Below are 16,657 nucleotides of genomic sequence, written 5' to 3'. Positions count from 1 at the left end.
GGTTTGTGGCAATTATGGCAGTATGATAAACCATGGAAACTAAACCAAACGTATACCAGACTTTGCCCATTGCGCTGCGCTTGAGTAAAGTTATTCTCTATTTGGCATAACTTCACACGCAACACGGGAAAACAGGATGCAAAACCGGCTGACAATTAAAGACATCGCCCGCTTAAGCGGTGTGGGAAAATCAACCGTTTCCCGTGTGCTTAACAATGAAAGCGGCGTGAGCGAACGCACCCGCGAACGCGTTGAAGCGGTGATGAATCAGCACGGTTTTTCCCCTTCCCGCTCCGCACGCGCCATGCGCGGACAAAGTGACAAGGTGGTGGCGATCATCGTCACGCGTCTGGACTCGCTTTCGGAAAATCTCGCCGTACAAACCATGCTGCCCGCCTTTTATGAGCAGGGTTACGACCCGATCATGATGGAAAGCCAGTTCTCGCCCGAGCTGGTTGAAGAGCATCTCGGCATGCTCAGACGCCGCAATATTGACGGCGTGGTGCTGTTTGGTTTTACCGGCATAAGTGAATCCATGCTCGCCTCCTGGCAGGATTCGCTGGTGCTGCTGGCAAGAGATGCCAAAGGCTTTGCCTCCGTCTGCTATGACGATGAAGGCGCCATTCGCACCCTAATGCAGCGTTTATACGATCGCGAGCATCGCCATATCAGCTTTCTTGGCGTTCCCCATAGCGACGTGACCACCGGTAAGCGCCGCCATGAAGCCTACCTGGCGTTCTGTAAGAAACACAAACTGCATCCTGAAGCCGCGCTACCGGGTCTTGCCATGAAGCAGGGTTATGAGCAGGCCGCCAACGTCATCACCCCGGAAACCACTGCCTTAGTCTGCGCGACGGATACCCTCGCCCTTGGTGTCAGCAAATATCTGCAAGAGCAGCGAATTGAGAATTTACAGCTGGCGAGCGTGGGCAGTACGCCGCTGATGAAATTCCTCCATCCGGAAATTATCACCGTCGATCCAGGATATGCCGAAGCCGGACGACAAGCGGCCTCGCAGCTGATCGAGCAGATCAATGGCCGTAGCGAACTACGACAAATCGTTATTCCTTCCACCCTCTCCTGATCGCTTTCTGAGCGTTAATTTGTGATCTTCGCTGCGTTTCGGGAACGTTCCCATTTTTAAAAAATCATCGACGATATACTCTGGCCACAGCAACGAGAGAGTTGCCAGATGGCGATGCTAAAACGTCTTATCCGGCCTACGGGGAACACACATCATCATGAGCAAAATAAAACAAGCAGACATCGACCGGCTGATTGAGCTGGTAGGCGGGCGCGACAATATCGCCACGGTAAGTCACTGCATTACTCGCCTGCGTTTTGTGCTGAATCAGCCTGCGAATGCCAGGCCAAAAGAGATCGAACAGTTGCCGATGGTCAAAGGCTGCTTCACCAACGCCGGGCAGTTTCAGGTAGTGATTGGCACCGAAGTGGGCGATTACTACAAAGCGCTGCTGGCGACAACCGGTCAGGCCAGCGCCGACAAAGAGCAGGCGAAAAAAGCCGCGCGGCAGAATATGAAATGGCACGAACAGCTGATTTCTCATTTTGCGGAGATCTTCTTCCCGCTGCTGCCAGCGCTGATTAGCGGCGGCTTGATCTTGGGGTTCCGTAATGTGATTGGCGATCTGCCCATGAGCAACGGGCAGACGCTGGCGCAGATGTACCCTTCGCTGAAAACCCTTTACGACTTCCTGTGGCTAATTGGCGAAGCGATCTTCTTCTATCTGCCGGTCGGGATCTGCTGGTCAGCAGTGAAGAAAATGGGCGGTACGCCGATCCTCGGTATTGTGCTGGGCGTGACCCTGGTTTCACCGCAGCTAATGAACGCCTATCTACTCGGTCAACAGGTACCGGAAGTGTGGAACTTCGGCCTGTTCAGCATTGAGAAAGTGGGCTATCAGGCGCAGGTTATTCCGGCACTGCTGGCCGGTCTGGCGCTCGGGTTTATTGAAACACGCATGAAACGCATCGTCCCGGATTATCTGTATCTGGTGATCGTCCCAGTGTGCTCGTTGATCCTCGCGGTGTTCCTCGCGCACGCCTTTATCGGTCCGTTTGGCCGCATGATCGGCGACGGTGTCGCGTTTGCGGTCCGTCACCTGCTGACCGGCAGCTTTGCCCCGATTGGCGCGGCGCTGTTCGGCTTCCTGTATGCCCCGCTGGTGATAACCGGCGTGCATCAGACCACGCTGGCTATCGACATGCAGATGATTCAGAGCATGGGCGGTACGCCGGTATGGCCGCTGATCGCACTGTCGAATATCGCTCAGGCCTCTGCGGTAGTCGGGATCATCATCTCCAGTCGCAAACACAATGAACGTGAAATCTCCGTTCCTGCCGCGATTTCCGCCTATCTCGGGGTCACTGAACCGGCCATGTACGGGATCAACCTGAAATACCGCTTCCCGATGCTGTGCGCGATGATCGGTTCCGGTCTCGCCGGACTGCTGTGCGGCCTGAACGGTGTGTTGGCGAACGGAATTGGCGTCGGCGGTTTGCCGGGCATCCTCTCCATCCAGCCGACTTACTGGCAGGTATTTGGCATGGCAATGGTCATTGCGATTGTTATCCCCATGGTACTGACCTCATTCGTTTATCAGCGTAAACACCGTATGGGCACACTACAAATTGTCTAACTTTTCTTCGGGGCGCAGTTGCGCCCCATCGTATTTCCAGGAAACAACCATGAATATTCCCCACTGGTGGCAAAACGGCGTCATCTATCAGGTTTACCCCAAGAGTTTTCAGGACACCACCGGCAGCGGCACCGGCGATTTACGCGGCGTGACGCAGCGCCTCGGCTATCTGCAAACGCTGGGGGTTGATGCCATCTGGCTGACGCCGTTCTATATTTCGCCGCAGGTTGATAACGGCTACGACGTCGCGGATTACATGTCTGTCGATCCGGCCTACGGAACGCTTGCAGACTTTGACGAACTGGTGGCGCAGGCGAAAGCGCGCGGTATCCGTATTATTCTCGATATGGTGTTTAACCACACTTCAACCCAGCACCCCTGGTTTCGCGAGGCGCTGGATAAAGACAGCCCGTATCGTCAGTTTTACCTCTGGCGCGACGGCACGCCAGACAGTCTCCCGAATAACTGGCGCTCCAAATTTGGCGGCAGCGCCTGGGGCTGGCACGCCGAAAGCGAGCAGTACTATCTGCACCTCTTTGCTCCGGAGCAGGCAGACCTGAACTGGGAGAATCCGGCGGTCCGCGCCGAGCTAAAAAAAGTGTGCGAGTTCTGGGCCGATCGCGGCGTGGACGGGCTGCGTCTCGACGTGGTGAATCTTATCTCTAAAGATCAGGACTTCCCGAGCGATCCCGACGGCGATGGGCGGCGTTTTTATACCGACGGCCCGCGCGCGCATGCGTTTTTACGTGAAATGAACCGCGACGTCTTCACGCCCTGCGGCCTGATGACGGTCGGCGAAATGTCCTCCACCACGCTGGAAAACTGCCAGCAGTACGCCGCACTCGATGGCAGCGAACTGTCGATGACCTTCAACTTCCACCACCTGAAAGTGGATTACCCCAACGGTGAGAAGTGGACGTTAGCCAAACCCGACTATGTGGCGCTCAAAACCCTGTTCCGCCACTGGCAGCAAGGCATGCACAATCAGGCCTGGAACGCGCTGTTCTGGTGTAACCACGACCAGCCACGCATCGTGTCGCGTTTTGGCGATGAAGGTAAATACCGCGTTCCGGCCGCAAAAATGCTGGCGATGGTGCTGCACGGTATGCAGGGCACGCCCTACATCTACCAGGGTGAAGAGATCGGCATGACCAATCCGCACTTCCGCCAGATTACCGATTACCGCGATGTGGAAAGCCATAACATGTTTGCCGCCCTGAACGGCCAGGGGCGCGATGCGCAAGAACTGCTGGCGATTCTCGCCAGTAAATCGCGCGATAACAGCCGCACGCCGATGCAGTGGGATGCCAGCAAACACGCGGGCTTTACCCAGGGTGAGCCGTGGATCAATCTGTGCGACAACGCAGCGGATATCAACGTGGCGGCAGCGCTGCGCGATACCGACTCGGTGTTCTATACCTATCAGAAGCTGATCGCATTGCGTAAAGCAGAGCCGGTTATCACCTGGGGCGACTATCAGGATCTGCTACCGGACAGCCCGCATCTGTGGTGCTATCAACGTAAATGGCAAGGACAGCGGTTGCTGGTCATTGCTAATCTGAGCGATACCTTTCAGAGCTGGCAGCCGACCCAGACCGACGGCAACTGGCAGGTGCTGATGCACAACTATGCCGAGGTCGCCAGCCAACCCGCAGACATGACGCTGCGTCCTTTTGAAGCTGTCTGGTGGTTGCAAAAATAGCTTGCAATTATGTTCAGGCCCGGTACGCATAACGCTGCCGGGCTTTGATGCCTACGCTCAGCTTACCTTTCTGTTTTTGTTGAATAATTAATCAGAATTTTCTGCCCACAATTTACAATCGGCTGTAGTGCCCGTCATCTGTACGCTCCGATTTTTACTTTGCGCTACATCAAATAAATCGTAAACATCCTTGATGCAAATCACTACATATAGAACTTAAAATGCACGCCGACCCAATATGTTGTATTAATCGACTACAATTGCTACAACTACAGTGCACCGCCTCACGGTAGAATTGTGGATAAAGTGGGTCAGGATTGCGGGAAGTCATTGGCAATAGAGATGAATAAAGCCCTGATGGCCTCCCCAACCTCTGTGGATAACCTGTTCTTATAAATATGGAGTGATCATGACACCGCATGTGATGAAACGAGATGGCTGTAAAGTGCCGTTTAAATCAGAGCGCATCAAAGAAGCCATTCTGCGTGCAGCTAAAGCAGCGGGAGTCGATGACGCAGATTACTGTGCCACCGTCGCAGAAGTCGTTAGTAGCCAGATGAATGAGCGCAGCAAGGTCGATATCAACGAGATCCAGACAGCGGTAGAAAACCAGCTAATGTCTGGCCCGTACAAACAACTCGCCCGTGCGTACATCGAATATCGCCACGACCGTGATATCCAGCGTGAAAAACGTGGCCGTCTGAACCAGGAAATTCGTGGTCTGGTTGAGCAAACCAACTCTGCTCTGCTGAATGAAAATGCCAACAAAGACAGCAAAGTGATCCCGACCCAGCGCGACCTGCTGGCCGGTATCGTTGCCAAACACTATGCGCGTCAGCACCTGCTGCCGCGTGATGTCGTCCAGGCGCACGAGCGTGGTGATATTCACTATCACGATCTCGACTACTCTCCGTTCTTCCCAATGTTTAACTGCATGCTGATCGACCTGAAAGGCATGCTGACGCAGGGCTTTAAGATGGGTAACGCGGAGATTGAACCGCCAAAATCCATCTCTACCGCGACCGCCGTCACCGCGCAAATTATCGCGCAGGTCGCCAGCCATATTTATGGCGGCACCACCATTAACCGTATTGATGAAGTTCTCGCGCCGTTCGTTACCGAGAGCTTTAATAAACATCGTAAAACCGCTGAAGAGTGGCAGATCCCGGACGCCGACGGTTATGCCCATTCCCGTACCGAGAAAGAGTGCTACGACGCATTCCAGTCTCTCGAGTATGAAGTGAATACCCTGCATACCGCCAACGGTCAGACGCCGTTCGTGACCTTTGGTTTTGGTCTGGGAACCAGCTGGGAATCGCGTTTGATCCAGCAGTCCATTCTGCGTAACCGTATTGCCGGCCTGGGTAAAAATCGTAAAACCGCAGTGTTCCCGAAACTGGTGTTCGCGATTCGTGACGGTCTGAACCACAAGTTTGGCGATCCGAACTACGACATCAAACAGCTGGCACTGGAGTGCGCGAGCAAGCGTATGTATCCGGACATCCTGAACTACGATCAGGTGGTCAAAGTGACCGGCTCGTTCAAAACGCCAATGGGCTGTCGCAGCTTCCTCGGCGTGTGGGAAAACGAGAACGGCGAACAGATTCACGACGGACGTAACAACCTCGGCGTTATCAGCCTCAACCTGCCACGTATCGCGCTGGAAGCGCATGGCGATGAAGCCACCTTCTGGAAACTGCTCGACGATCGTCTGGTACTGGCGCGTAAAGCGCTGATGACCCGCATTGCGCGCCTGGAAGGCGTGAAGGCCCGCGTGGCGCCAATTCTGTATATGGAAGGGGCCTGCGGCGTGCGTCTGAAAGCGGACGATGACGTGTCAGAAATCTTTAAAAATGGTCGTGCATCCATCTCTCTGGGCTACATCGGTATTCACGAAACCATCAATGCGCTGTTTGGCGACAAGCATGTGTATGACAGCGAGCAGCTGCGCGCCAAAGGTATCGCCATTGTGGAACGCCTGCGCCAAGCGGTCGATCAGTGGAAAGACGAAACTGGCTACGGCTTTAGCCTGTACAGCACGCCAAGTGAAAACCTGTGCGACCGTTTCTGCCGTCTGGATACCGCCGAATTTGGCGTGGTCCCGGGCGTGACCGACAAAGGCTACTACACCAACAGCTTCCACCTCGACGTGGAGAAGAAGGTTAACCCGTACGACAAGATCGATTTCGAAGCGCCGTACCCGCCGCTGGCAAGCGGGGGCTTCATTTGCTACGGCGAATACCCGAATATTCAGCACAACCTGAAAGCGCTGGAAGACGTCTGGGATTACAGCTATCAGCACGTGCCGTATTACGGGACCAACACGCCAATCGATGAATGCTACGAGTGCGGCTTTACCGGTGAATTTGAGTGCACCAGCAAAGGCTTTACCTGCCCGAAATGTGGTAACCACGACGCCGCGCGCGTATCGGTCACCCGCCGCGTCTGCGGTTATTTAGGCAGCCCGGACGCACGTCCGTTTAACGCCGGTAAGCAGGAAGAAGTGAAGCGCCGCGTTAAGCATTTAGGGAACGGGCAGATCGGTTAATTTAGACGATTTTATTGCCCGGCGATGCGACGCTTTTCGGGCCATTATTTCCGCAACGCAATTCACGTCATAGCAAGGCAGCAAATGAGTAAGTCCCGGGGAGCTTACATAAGTAAGTGACTCGGGCGCACGAACGCAGCTATGGCGCGAATTGATAAACGGATGAGAAGCGAAAATGAATTACCATCAGTATTACCCTGTCGACATCGTTAATGGTCCCGGCACTCGCTGTACCCTGTTTGTTTCAGGATGCGTGCATGAATGCCCCGGTTGCTATAACAAAAGCACCTGGCGGCTGAACTCCGGCCAGCCGTTTAGCAAAGAGATGGAAGACAAGATCATTGCCGATCTGAACGACACGCGTATTCACCGTCAGGGGATCTCGCTCTCCGGCGGCGATCCGCTGCATCCACAAAACGTGCCGGATATTCTGCAACTGGTGCAGCGCATTCGCGCTGAGTGTCCGGGAAAAGACATCTGGGTGTGGACCGGCTACAAGCTCGATGAACTCAACGCCGCGCAAATGCAGGTGGTGGATCTCATCAACGTGTTGGTCGATGGCAAATACGTGCAGGATCTCAAAGACCCGGCGCTAATCTGGCGCGGAAGCAGCAACCAGGTTGTACATCATTTGCGTTAACACGCGCTCTGGAGAGGCTTTTCACAGCCTCTCCGTCCATTTACTCATTCGCGATTGCGCTTTACCACGGGCATCAATGGCACGCCCATCCGGTAGCCAGCGCTCCACTTCTCCCTTCTGTTTTCCCTGTTCATAAGATTGCCGCTGGGCTGGCGCGCCGTCCGGGTAAAACTGCTCGCTGAGCGAGTGACGCAACCCGTGCCGCCACTGTTCGCGTATCTGCAACTGGCCGGAAGGATAAAAGCTGCAGCATTCACCGTGCAGTTGACCATCAAGCCACTGCTCTTCACGTATCAGCGCCCCCTCTTCTGAAAAATAACGCGCCACGCCCTGTGCCAGACCATCGCGATAGCTCTGCTGCATGGCAAGCTGGCCGTTGGCATGCCAGCTTTCAATCTCGCCATGCAACGCGCCCTGCCGATAGCGCAGCACCGACAGCAGCCGACCATGCTCTTCGATCCGCATTTCGCCGTTCAGCAGACCGTCGGTCAGCTCGGCCTGAAAGCAGGTACTCTCCTGCTGATTTTCCAACACTTCACGCATTAGTTAATTTTCACCATCCCGCCTTTGATGGTCAACATGCCACCGCCGTCCACTGTCTGGGTGGCGCTGGCCTTGCTGGTGAGCGTGGCTTTTGCTTCGTGGGTTATCGTCGCGGCTTTTTGCGTCAGCGAGGCTTTGGCTTCGCTGGCGATGTTGGTGGCGTCCAGTTTCAGACCCGATGCGGCGCTGGCGCTGAGATCCGCTCCGCTTTTCACTTTCAGGGTTTTGCCGCTCTCCAGGGTAAGCGAACCGCTGACCTTAATCGTCAGATTGCCGTCGACGTTCAGCGTGTAGTTACCTTTTACCTTATGTGTCTCATTGCCATCGATGGCGTGTTCCTGATCGCCTTTCACCGTCACGCTGCGTTTATCTTTTACTTCCAGCGTGTCGCTGCCTTTTTCAATTTTCACCGTGCGATTGCCCTTTTTCAGAGTGACGGTTTCATTGCCCTCTTCAACGGTGCGGGTGCGATCGTTTTTAACGCTGTGGATCTCATCGTGGCTAACGGTAGTTTTGCTGTCGTTGAGCACCGTAAGCTGGAAGTCTTTCTGCGCCTGCATCGCCAGCAGTTCGGCATCTTTTTTGTCGTCAAAGCGCAGTTCGTTGAAGCCTTTTTCACTTTTGGTTTTAATGCCCGACTGGGTCTGATTCGTCGGCAGCGCATACGGCAGGGCATTCGCGCCGTTGTACACACAGCCGGTAATGAGCGGCTTATCCGGGTCGCCATCGATAAAGCTCACCACCACTTCCTGGCCGATGCGCGGGATAAACTGCGCGCCGAAGCCGTTGCCGCTCCAGGCGGTGGCGACCCGCAGCCAGCAGGAGCTGGTTTCGTCGTTTTTGCCCTCTCTGTCCCACGGGAACTGCACCTTCACCCGACCAAGCTTATCAGTCCAGATTTCTTCTCCGCTTTTACCCACCACCACCGCTGTTTGCGTATGCATAAAAGGCTGCGGCGTCACGGCGAGCGGGCGATACGGCGTGGCCTTCGGGATGGCGGTAAAACGGTTGCGATAGCGCTCGCCGTCGTACTCGTGACTGACAGCGATGACCAGCCAGTCGATGTTAAGCGCCTTGTCGTCGTGATCGGTTAAGGTGAACCAGTGCCCGGCCATCAGCGCCGCACAGTCGCTTTCGCCCACCAGCTGTTTCGCCTGCGCCTTCAGGGCGTTAACCTTCCACGCCGCCAGCGCGTCGCCTTCGGCTTTAACGCTAAAACGCCCCGGATGCTGATACTGCATACCACCCTTCTTCTCACCGGTCTGGGCAAACAGCGCCGCTTTCGGCTGCTCGTAGTTATAGTCGCTGCTCTGGAAGCCCTGTGCGGTGGCCTGCAAACGCAGCTCTGCCGAACGAATCATTCCGGTTTCCCGTGCGCCGCTTGCTGCGGCCTGATACTTGACCTTTTTCTCACCCGTTATCGGCGGGAAAGCGCTGTTATCATCCGCCAGCACCAGCGTGTGCTTGCCTGCCGCGTGGATAAAGAACCAGAAGATCCCCTCCTGCTCCAGCAGCCGCGAGACAAAATTAAAATCGCTTTCGTTATATTGCAGGCAGTATTCCCGTTTTATTGGTTTGGTTTTCAGTTGAAATTTGTAGTCGCTAAACCCGGCGTCCTTAAACACCTTCTCGACGATCTCCTGCGCGCTGAGGTTCTGAAAAACGCGGTTGTTGCTGGCAAGCGTCAGCCACCACAGCCACGGACGAAGCACAAACTGATAGCGATCGGCGTTGCTGGTCGCCGGAAGCTGGTGCGCCTCGGCAATCAGCCCGTCGTAATCAGCGCTGTTGATGGTGGCGGTCAGATGCGTTGCCAGCGCGGCATCGAGGGTTAACGGCGCAGAGGTGGTTGCGGCGACAGTAGCGGTGGTCAGACCGTTAAGCGCCGATTCGGTTTGCGCGGTGGCGGCGGTAAGGCCGTTTAACGCCGGGGCGGTGAGTTTGATGATGGTGGTATCGGGCATGGGAAATTCCTTTTTCAACGATAGCGCTAACGCCGGTTAGCCTGATGATAAACCTCATCGCCATCACGTCTGCCTACAGCGATCACAAGAACGACAACCTGCTCGTCCTCAACCTGATAGATCAGACGATACCCGGCACTGCGAAGCTTGATTTTGTAACGGTGTAATTTGCCGGAAAGGCGGGCGGCAGGAACATGAGGATTTTCCAGCCGCTCCGCCAGTTTCTTTTTGAACTGCTCGCGTAATGTTGGGGAAAGCTTGTGCCACTCCTTGAGCGCAACATCTAAAAACTCCAGGTTATAGGTCATTTAAAGACACCTTTATTCGCTTGCCGCCTTCGCGCTCGTCGGCGATGCGGTTCAGCTCGGCGTCTTCTGCCAGCTCCAGCAGATACGCATAAACCGCAGGCGGCACGCAGTAAAACGCAGGCTCGTTGCGGTTCAGAATCGCCACCGCTTCACCTTCCCCGGCGTTAACCGTCCCCATCGGGTTACGTTTAAGGTCGGTGATGCTGGCAGCGGTTTTGGTCAGGATATGAAATGGCATAATTTTTCCTCGTTGATGAGGTTTTAGTATAGGCCATTAAAAATACCTTTAGAAGCGTCTTTAAAAGTGCCTTTATCATTCTCAAAAACCATAATGTATGGATGGCCTGTTGTCTGGTTAACGGCGCTAAGGTGGTCGCCGCGACAGCTGCGGTGGTCAGGCAGCCGGGATTCGGTTTGCGCAGTCGCGGCGGTAAGGCAGGTTAGGGTTGGAGCGGTGAATTTGAGGATGGTGGTGTCGGGCACGGGAAATTCCTTTTATTTTTTGGTCGGTTGATTACCTGCTTATATTAAAATCCACCCATTATGCTTCTGATCAATGGCCCCTGTCCTGGGCCAGCAATACAGGCTAATTGTTCAACATAACCGTGATAATCACCTTCATCTAATCTCAACAGATAATCGATTAAAAACGTTACTGCAGCAATAACACAATTAAAAGAATCAAACCCATCACTACGTCTTAACTGGTATCGATCCAATCTGATACGATTAATTGTAAACCATTGTTCAAATCCAACAGCCTGTGCCCAAGTCACAGGTATTTCATAACTTATACAAGTTGGATCATTTATCATTTCAATATCATTTTGCCACTGGCCATTGACATTGCTACCAAAAATAACTGCACGGAGACTTCCAATAATACCATTCGGTACAAATCCTCTGGCAAAATCGATTTGCCCATTAACTCTCGATATGATGGCCGTATGCCCTGTAAATTGTTCAATTAATGGAGTTCTTTGCAATCTAGTCGCCCCCAAACCCAGCAGCGGCAAAACCGCTGCGCCTCCAGCACCAGGTTCAAAATTTATTGCGGGATTATGTCTAAACCATCCCTGATGTTTAGAGATAGCAATTAATCCAATTGAATTATCAGATTGTCTATTTGAATTCAGTATAACTGCCATATATCCTCCTTAAAACTCATTCACCATCACTTCCCCAACCACCAGATTCTCAACATCCCTGGCCCCGACTCCCTTACATTTCTCCATTACCCTTTCTACCAACCCATCTTCCATATTTAATTTCTCTCCCGTCGCCACAAAATATCTCTGCGATAACTTATCCAGTTTCGCCAGCACAATTCCCTTCAATATTTCTTCATCCAGTGCCCGATAGGCCACCGTGGTCATCCGCGCTAAAAACGCCGGACGAAAATGGGTTAATAATTCCTCGCGTAGCGCCTCGTTAAACCGCTCTCCGTTTAATTCACACGCAGGCGTTTCCAGAATTAATTCCGCACCGACGTTGCTGGTCGCCAGCATCACCGTATTTTTGAAATCGACAATTAATCCGGTGCCGTCCTCCATCACCCCTTTGTCGAAGACGTTATAAAACGCCTCCAGCACGTCCGGATGTGCTTTTTCGATTTCGTCGAGCAGCACCACCGAATAGGGGCGACGGCGCACGGCTTCGGTTAACGCCCCGCCGCTGCCATAACCGACGTAGCCCGGCGGCGCGCCTTTCAGCTGGCTGACGGTGTGCGCCTCCTGATATTCAGACAGATTAATGGTGATCAGATTACGTTCGCCGCCGTACAGGGCATCCGCCAGCGCATAGGCGGTTTCGGTTTTGCCCACACCGGTTGGCCCCACCAGCAGGAACACGCCGACCGGCTTTTGCGGATCGGTCAGGCCGCTGCGATAGGCACGCAGCCGTTGGGCGATGGTCTCCAGCGCTGCCTGCTGCCCCATCACTCGCTCGCTCATGCGTGCAACCAGCGTGCGCAGGGCATGGGCTTCATCGGTCTGCATATGGCCTATCGGGATCCCGGTCCAGTTGCTTATCACCGCCGCGACGGTGGCGGGATCGACGCAGTCCGGCACCAGCGGCACTTCATCGCGCAGTTGGGCGGCGGCGGTTTCCAGTTTGCCAATCAGCGCCGCGCACTCCACCAGCTCTTGCTCCAGTTCCTCGTCATCGTCCAGCCGTTCGCTGAGATCCAGCATCCGTTGACGGGTGGCCAGCAGCTCACCGACCCGCTGGCGCTCGTCCTGCCAGCGTCCTTCCACTTCCCGCGCCTGAAGCTGGAGTTTTTCCGCCTGCACCTCCAGTTCACACAGTCGGTCGTGATGATCGACGCCCACCAGCAGCTCGCGATTCAGACGTTCACTCTCTTCTTCGATCGCCGCCTGCTGCTGACGAATTTCTTCCAGCGCGGGCGGCACATCATGCTGCGCCAGCGCCACTCTTGCACAGGCAGTATCAAGCACGCTGATGGCTTTGTCCGGCAATTGACGCCCGGAAATGTAACGCTGGGACAGGCGCACAGCCTCGCGAATCGCGGTATCGAGGATCTGCACGCCGTGGTGTGCCTCGAGCTTGTCGGCCACCGCCCGCAGCATCACCACCGCGCTGTTCTCGTCCGGCTCTTCAATCTGGATACGCTGAAAACGTCGGTCCAGCGCCGGATCTTTCTCGAAATATTTTTTGTACTCCTGCCAGGTGGTGGCGGCGATGGTGCGCAGTTCCCCACGTGCCAGCGCCGGTTTCAGCAGGTTGGCGGCGTCGCTGCCGCCCTCGGCGCCGCCCGCGCCTATCAGCGTGTGGGCTTCGTCGATAAATAAAACGATCGGCTGCGGGGATTTTTTTACCGCGTCGATTACGCCGCGCAAACGCTGTTCAAACTCGCCTTTCACGCCCGCTCCCGCCTGCAACAAGCCAAGATCGAGAGCCAGCAGAGCGACATCACGCAACGGCGGCGGCACGCTGGCTTCGGCAATGCGTCGCGCCAGCCCTTCGGCAACGGCGGTTTTGCCCACACCTGGCGCACCCACCAGAATCGGGTTGTTTTGCCTGCGACGCAGCAGGATGTCGATACACTGGCGGATCTCCGCGTCGCGCCCGATGATCGGATCGATCCGCCCTTCCCGCGCGTCACGAGTCAGATCGTGCGTGTATTGATCCAGTACCCCGCCTTCACGCTTCGGGGATTCTCCCTTGTCAGGGTCTGCAGCCTCCTCAACGGAGTTGCGACACCAGGTCTGCCACTGGCTTTCCAGCTCCGCAGCCGGAAGCTGTAACAACAGTGGCATTCCCTGCGCCAACTGGGTACGCAGCCGTTCTCGGGTGAGTAAGGTCAGGAGCAATAAGGCCGAACGAACCAGAGGAATACGCTGGAATGTCGCCTGCAAAATCGCCCCTTCCAGTAGCTCTATCAGTTGTACGGAAAACACCGGCATCCGCGTACAGCCCGCTTTGAACTGCGCCTGAGCACGCTGGATCTCTTCACGTAACGTATCGGTGGAGATAGCCGCGTTGCTCAGGCAATACGCTAAATCACAGTGTTCATCATCCAGTAAAGCCAGCAGCATATGCTCCGGCTCAACGAACCAGTGTCCCTGCGCCCGGCTGCGTTCGGCGGCCTGTTCCAGCGCACGAAAACAAATGGGGTTCAGTCGTTTTACCAGCGCTTTCAAATCCATTTACTGTTCTCCTCAAGATGCTGTTGGCAATGGAACATGGCGGGCTTGCGCCCTGCCAGTTGCGCGGTATACCCCAGACGCGGCGGCGCAGCGCGGGTTAAGCGATGATCCAGCGTCAGGGTTGCGCGCATCATCAATTCCAGCGTTATTCCCGCGCCAAACCAGATTGCCGCTAACTTACTGAGCTGGAGAAAACCCTGACTGCCGGGTAAAAATTCGCGCCACTGCGTAGCGTTTTTAGCACGCAGATGCACCCGTAGCGCCGCATGCTGATTCCATATTCGCCGACCGGCGACGCTATTGCGCCCCAGCCGACATCGCGTCCGGCTTATTGATGCCTGTGGCAAAGGCTGCCAGCGGCCGACAAACTCTTCGACATGCACGGTGACGTTCAGTACGGCCTCAACCAGCGCCACAAATCCAGCCGTAGAACGCCTGCGATTAGGCAGGTTGCCGCATTGCATCAGCAGACTCTGTACCTGCGCAGATTCATACTTTTCCATGGCGTCGAGCCTGAAACCACACAGCGCCCGTATTACCGAAAGCCCTGGCGCATCTTCTCGCCTGGCGTAAGGCCTGGCCAGCCGATGCAGGCTCAGGCTACGGTAGTGATGTTGAAGAAAGCGCTGTTGAAACATAAAGATAAAATCCTGCAGTGCGCTGTTTTTATCCTGCGTCGCCTGCTGTAGCCATTCCAGCCAGCCGTAGGGCAATACGCCATCCGCCCCCCCTGGCCCGAGGCTACGCACCTGCACAACGTCTTCGTTCAGCGAACTGACTTCCGCTGGGCTAAATGCCAGCCCCAGATCGCCCCGCAGTTCGGGCGTCTCACCCGCCGCTTCCAGGATGCGGACACACTGCTCCAGCGAGAAGCGCCACGGCTCGGCCTTAAGCTGGGCGATTACGCTATCAGCGTGGTCTGTTCGACGTCTGTCCATAGCGACAGCTCCTCTCCTTCGTCTTGCAATATCGTGTGGATAAAGCAGTTTGCGGTGGCATTACGCGCCAGAAAACGGGCAATAACGCCCGCAAACAACAGTCGGCTGCTTCCAGTAAAGGCTTGTGGATCGAGTTCCAGCGTCACCTTGATACCGTTATGCCAGCCGCGCCAGGCATCCCGCCCCCGATGCTCACTCACCCGTTGGCAACACATCTCGCGGATGCCATTGATCTGCTGCCAGACAGCGGGTGACGCAGAGGAAGGGGCATACAGGGCCAGCAGTTCTTTCAGCGAGTCCAGCGCGCTCTGACCTTCGTTCAATAAGAGATGGTTGAGCGCAAGCGTTGAGAGCAGTTTCCAACGTGCATCTCGCTGCAACGCAGGCGCTGAAGGCATGGTCGACGTTCCCAGTAAATGCACCTGCGCAACCGGACCAGGTACTTCAAAGGTTAGTGGCGTTCCCGCACAAAGCAGTGCAGCCTGCTCACCGTTGCTGCACCAGAGCGTCGCCGTCAGGCTCGCTTCTTCATCCGGCGCAAACGGGTCGAAACGGCTGTCCACCAGCGTTAACCACAACGCATTGCCCTGCTGGCGGTTGCGTCGTGCATGCCAGAACCAGCGGGACTCGCTATGCCCGTGAGCGGAATAATATGCAGGCACGCGCCAGGCTTCTTCACGGCGGCTCATCCACAGCGTCTGTACACGGTAGATCTGTACATGTTGATCATGATGATCGGCCACCAGCCGATGCTCGCTGCGAATATGCCCGGCGATCAGCGGCTCAGAGGTCCGGGTGAACAGGTTAACGATTGGCACACACCCCAAACGAATATCACCCGAGTGAATATGCTGCGCCCCCGGCGGAGCGCGATCGAAAGGAATGCACAAGATCATGCCGTCGCCCTCCCCCGTAGGCGGCAGCGGCAAATCGAAATACATCAGCGCCTGCGGGCTGTTCATCCAGGCACTGAGCGCCAGCACGCTGGACTCTACGCCCGGTTCGCAGGGCAAAATCTTTTCGGCATTCAGCAGGCCAATGGGATGTGGGCGCAGCGGCCCAATGACATGGGCGTACAACAAATCAAACAGCGTGGCGTTGATTTGCGGCGAACCGCTGAGATGAATGCGTAACTGTGTAACCGCCAACGTCGAAAACTGATGTGGCGGCAGACAACGTAGCTGAATACGCAATGCGCCGCGCGCCCTCGTCAGCCCGGTTAATTGCCGGGCCTGCGCCGCATCGCACCAGGTAACATCGTCAATCTCAATAGGCCACAGCGTTTGCGCCAGCGCGGTACGCCACCAGATCGTTTTACCGCTTTGCGTTAACGCGTAAAGCGGCGTTCCGGCAGGAAGGGCGTAACCCTGACTCAAATCACCTGCCAGCGGATCCGCAGTAAAACTGGCGGTGGCAGTGGAAGGGAAAGGGCGTATCGAATGAGGTGAGAGCTGCTCCAGTAGCGATTCACACAGTTCACCAAAACCATCATCAAGGCGCTGATGCAATTTGGCGCTTTGCAGGGCGAAACCTTCTAAAAGCCTTTCAACGTGGGGATCCGGGCAATCAAATTCGCTCAGCCGCAGACGAGAGGCAACGTGCGGGTGCCGCCGGGCGAACTCGCCGCTGGCGGTACGCAACCATCTCAACTCCTGCAAATAGTCTTCCAGCAATCGATCGTCCATT

Annotated in this window: 14 protein-coding genes; 5 read left to right on the top strand and 9 right to left on the bottom strand. The window is 55.5% G+C overall.

Annotated elements, in window-relative coordinates:
- The first annotated feature begins 136 nt into the window (after positions 1–136).
- The 5 genes from treR (at position 137) to nrdG (ending at position 7,550) form a co-directional block, all read left to right on the top strand.
- Complete coding sequence (gene treR / locus HV334_RS02860; protein WP_181221154.1) at positions 137–1,084, top strand: trehalose operon repressor TreR; 948 nt, start codon at positions 137–139, stop codon at positions 1,082–1,084.
- A 157-nt stretch (positions 1,085–1,241) separates the two neighbouring features.
- Entirely contained in the window at positions 1,242–2,660 is a 1,419-nt protein-coding gene (gene treB / locus HV334_RS02855) for a PTS trehalose transporter subunit IIBC (RefSeq protein ID WP_049283018.1), read from the top strand.
- A gap of 49 nt (positions 2,661–2,709) precedes the next feature.
- The gene (gene treC / locus HV334_RS02850) at positions 2,710–4,362 is read left to right on the top strand and encodes an alpha,alpha-phosphotrehalase (RefSeq protein WP_181221153.1); all 1,653 of its coding nucleotides are present in this window, start codon (positions 2,710–2,712) and stop codon (positions 4,360–4,362) included.
- A gap of 409 nt (positions 4,363–4,771) precedes the next feature.
- Complete coding sequence (gene nrdD, locus HV334_RS02845) at positions 4,772–6,910, top strand: anaerobic ribonucleoside-triphosphate reductase (protein ID WP_016151477.1); 2,139 nt, start codon at positions 4,772–4,774, stop codon at positions 6,908–6,910.
- 175 nt (positions 6,911–7,085) lie between these two features.
- Positions 7,086–7,550 carry an anaerobic ribonucleoside-triphosphate reductase-activating protein gene (nrdG, locus tag HV334_RS02840; RefSeq protein ID WP_016155562.1) on the top strand — a complete coding sequence of 155 codons (465 nt, stop codon included), beginning with the start codon at positions 7,086–7,088 and terminating at the stop codon, positions 7,548–7,550.
- Between the two features lie 21 nt (positions 7,551–7,571).
- Here nrdG and HV334_RS02835 read toward each other — a convergent pair whose 3' ends face one another.
- Genes HV334_RS02835 through tssF form a run of 9 tightly spaced genes read right to left on the bottom strand, consistent with a single transcriptional unit; the run spans position 7,572 to position 16,656 of the window.
- Positions 7,572–8,093 (bottom strand): hypothetical protein, encoded by a 522-nt coding sequence (locus tag HV334_RS02835; protein WP_181221152.1) that lies wholly within the window; start codon positions 8,091–8,093, stop codon positions 7,572–7,574.
- Positions 8,093–10,057, bottom strand: a complete 1,965-nt coding sequence (gene tssI / locus HV334_RS02830; protein WP_181221151.1) for a type VI secretion system tip protein TssI/VgrG — start codon at positions 10,055–10,057, stop codon at positions 8,093–8,095. Before tssI ends, HV334_RS02835 begins: the two co-directional genes overlap by 1 nt.
- A gap of 26 nt (positions 10,058–10,083) precedes the next feature.
- On the bottom strand, positions 10,084–10,365 hold the full coding sequence (locus tag HV334_RS02825) for a type II toxin-antitoxin system RelE/ParE family toxin (RefSeq protein WP_181221150.1): 282 nt from the start codon (positions 10,363–10,365) through the stop codon (positions 10,084–10,086).
- Positions 10,355–10,603, bottom strand: coding sequence for a hypothetical protein (locus HV334_RS02820; RefSeq protein ID WP_016155558.1), 249 nt, complete (start codon positions 10,601–10,603; stop codon positions 10,355–10,357). Before HV334_RS02820 ends, HV334_RS02825 begins: the two co-directional genes overlap by 11 nt.
- A gap of 23 nt (positions 10,604–10,626) precedes the next feature.
- Positions 10,627–10,848 carry a hypothetical protein gene (locus HV334_RS02815; protein WP_181221149.1) on the bottom strand — a complete coding sequence of 74 codons (222 nt, stop codon included), beginning with the start codon at positions 10,846–10,848 and terminating at the stop codon, positions 10,627–10,629.
- Positions 10,849–10,892: 44 nt separating this feature from the next.
- Positions 10,893–11,513 (bottom strand): hypothetical protein, encoded by a 621-nt coding sequence (locus HV334_RS02810; RefSeq protein WP_181221148.1) that lies wholly within the window; start codon positions 11,511–11,513, stop codon positions 10,893–10,895.
- Positions 11,514–11,522: 9 nt separating this feature from the next.
- Positions 11,523–14,033 (bottom strand): type VI secretion system ATPase TssH, encoded by a 2,511-nt coding sequence (gene tssH, locus HV334_RS02805; protein WP_181221147.1) that lies wholly within the window; start codon positions 14,031–14,033, stop codon positions 11,523–11,525.
- Positions 14,024–14,971, bottom strand: a complete 948-nt coding sequence (gene tssG / locus HV334_RS02800; RefSeq protein ID WP_103766891.1) for a type VI secretion system baseplate subunit TssG — start codon at positions 14,969–14,971, stop codon at positions 14,024–14,026. Before tssG ends, tssH begins: the two co-directional genes overlap by 10 nt.
- The gene (gene tssF, locus HV334_RS02795) at positions 14,935–16,656 is read right to left on the bottom strand and encodes a type VI secretion system baseplate subunit TssF (protein ID WP_181221146.1); all 1,722 of its coding nucleotides are present in this window, start codon (positions 16,654–16,656) and stop codon (positions 14,935–14,937) included. Before tssF ends, tssG begins: the two co-directional genes overlap by 37 nt.
- Position 16,657 lies beyond the last annotated feature (1 nt).

It is taken from the genome of Citrobacter sp. RHBSTW-00944, assembly GCF_013615435.1.
GTDB lineage: Bacteria > Pseudomonadota > Gammaproteobacteria > Enterobacterales > Enterobacteriaceae > Citrobacter > Citrobacter braakii.
The sequence above is the reverse complement of the archived record's forward strand: the minus strand, read 5'-3'. Positions and strand labels throughout refer to the sequence as shown.

Bases quoted from the DNA above. Each gene is read 5' to 3' on its own strand.
- treR (WP_181221154.1), top strand. From the start codon at position 137: ATGCAAAACCGGCTGACAATTAAAGACATCGCCCGCTTAAGCGGTGTG.
- treB (WP_049283018.1), top strand. From the start codon at position 1,242: ATGAGCAAAATAAAACAAGCAGACATCGACCGGCTGATTGAGCTGGTA.
- treC (WP_181221153.1), top strand. From the start codon at position 2,710: ATGAATATTCCCCACTGGTGGCAAAACGGCGTCATCTATCAGGTTTAC.
- nrdD (WP_016151477.1), top strand. From the start codon at position 4,772: ATGACACCGCATGTGATGAAACGAGATGGCTGTAAAGTGCCGTTTAAA.
- nrdG (WP_016155562.1), top strand. From the start codon at position 7,086: ATGAATTACCATCAGTATTACCCTGTCGACATCGTTAATGGTCCCGGC.
- HV334_RS02835 (WP_181221152.1), bottom strand. From the start codon at position 8,093: ATGCGTGAAGTGTTGGAAAATCAGCAGGAGAGTACCTGCTTTCAGGCC.
- tssI (WP_181221151.1), bottom strand. From the start codon at position 10,057: ATGCCCGATACCACCATCATCAAACTCACCGCCCCGGCGTTAAACGGC.
- HV334_RS02825 (WP_181221150.1), bottom strand. From the start codon at position 10,365: ATGACCTATAACCTGGAGTTTTTAGATGTTGCGCTCAAGGAGTGGCAC.
- HV334_RS02820 (WP_016155558.1), bottom strand. From the start codon at position 10,603: ATGCCATTTCATATCCTGACCAAAACCGCTGCCAGCATCACCGACCTT.
- HV334_RS02810 (WP_181221148.1), bottom strand. From the start codon at position 11,513: ATGGCAGTTATACTGAATTCAAATAGACAATCTGATAATTCAATTGGA.
- tssH (WP_181221147.1), bottom strand. From the start codon at position 14,033: ATGGATTTGAAAGCGCTGGTAAAACGACTGAACCCCATTTGTTTTCGT.
- tssG (WP_103766891.1), bottom strand. From the start codon at position 14,971: ATGGACAGACGTCGAACAGACCACGCTGATAGCGTAATCGCCCAGCTT.
- tssF (WP_181221146.1), bottom strand. From the start codon at position 16,656: ATGGACGATCGATTGCTGGAAGACTATTTGCAGGAGTTGAGATGGTTG.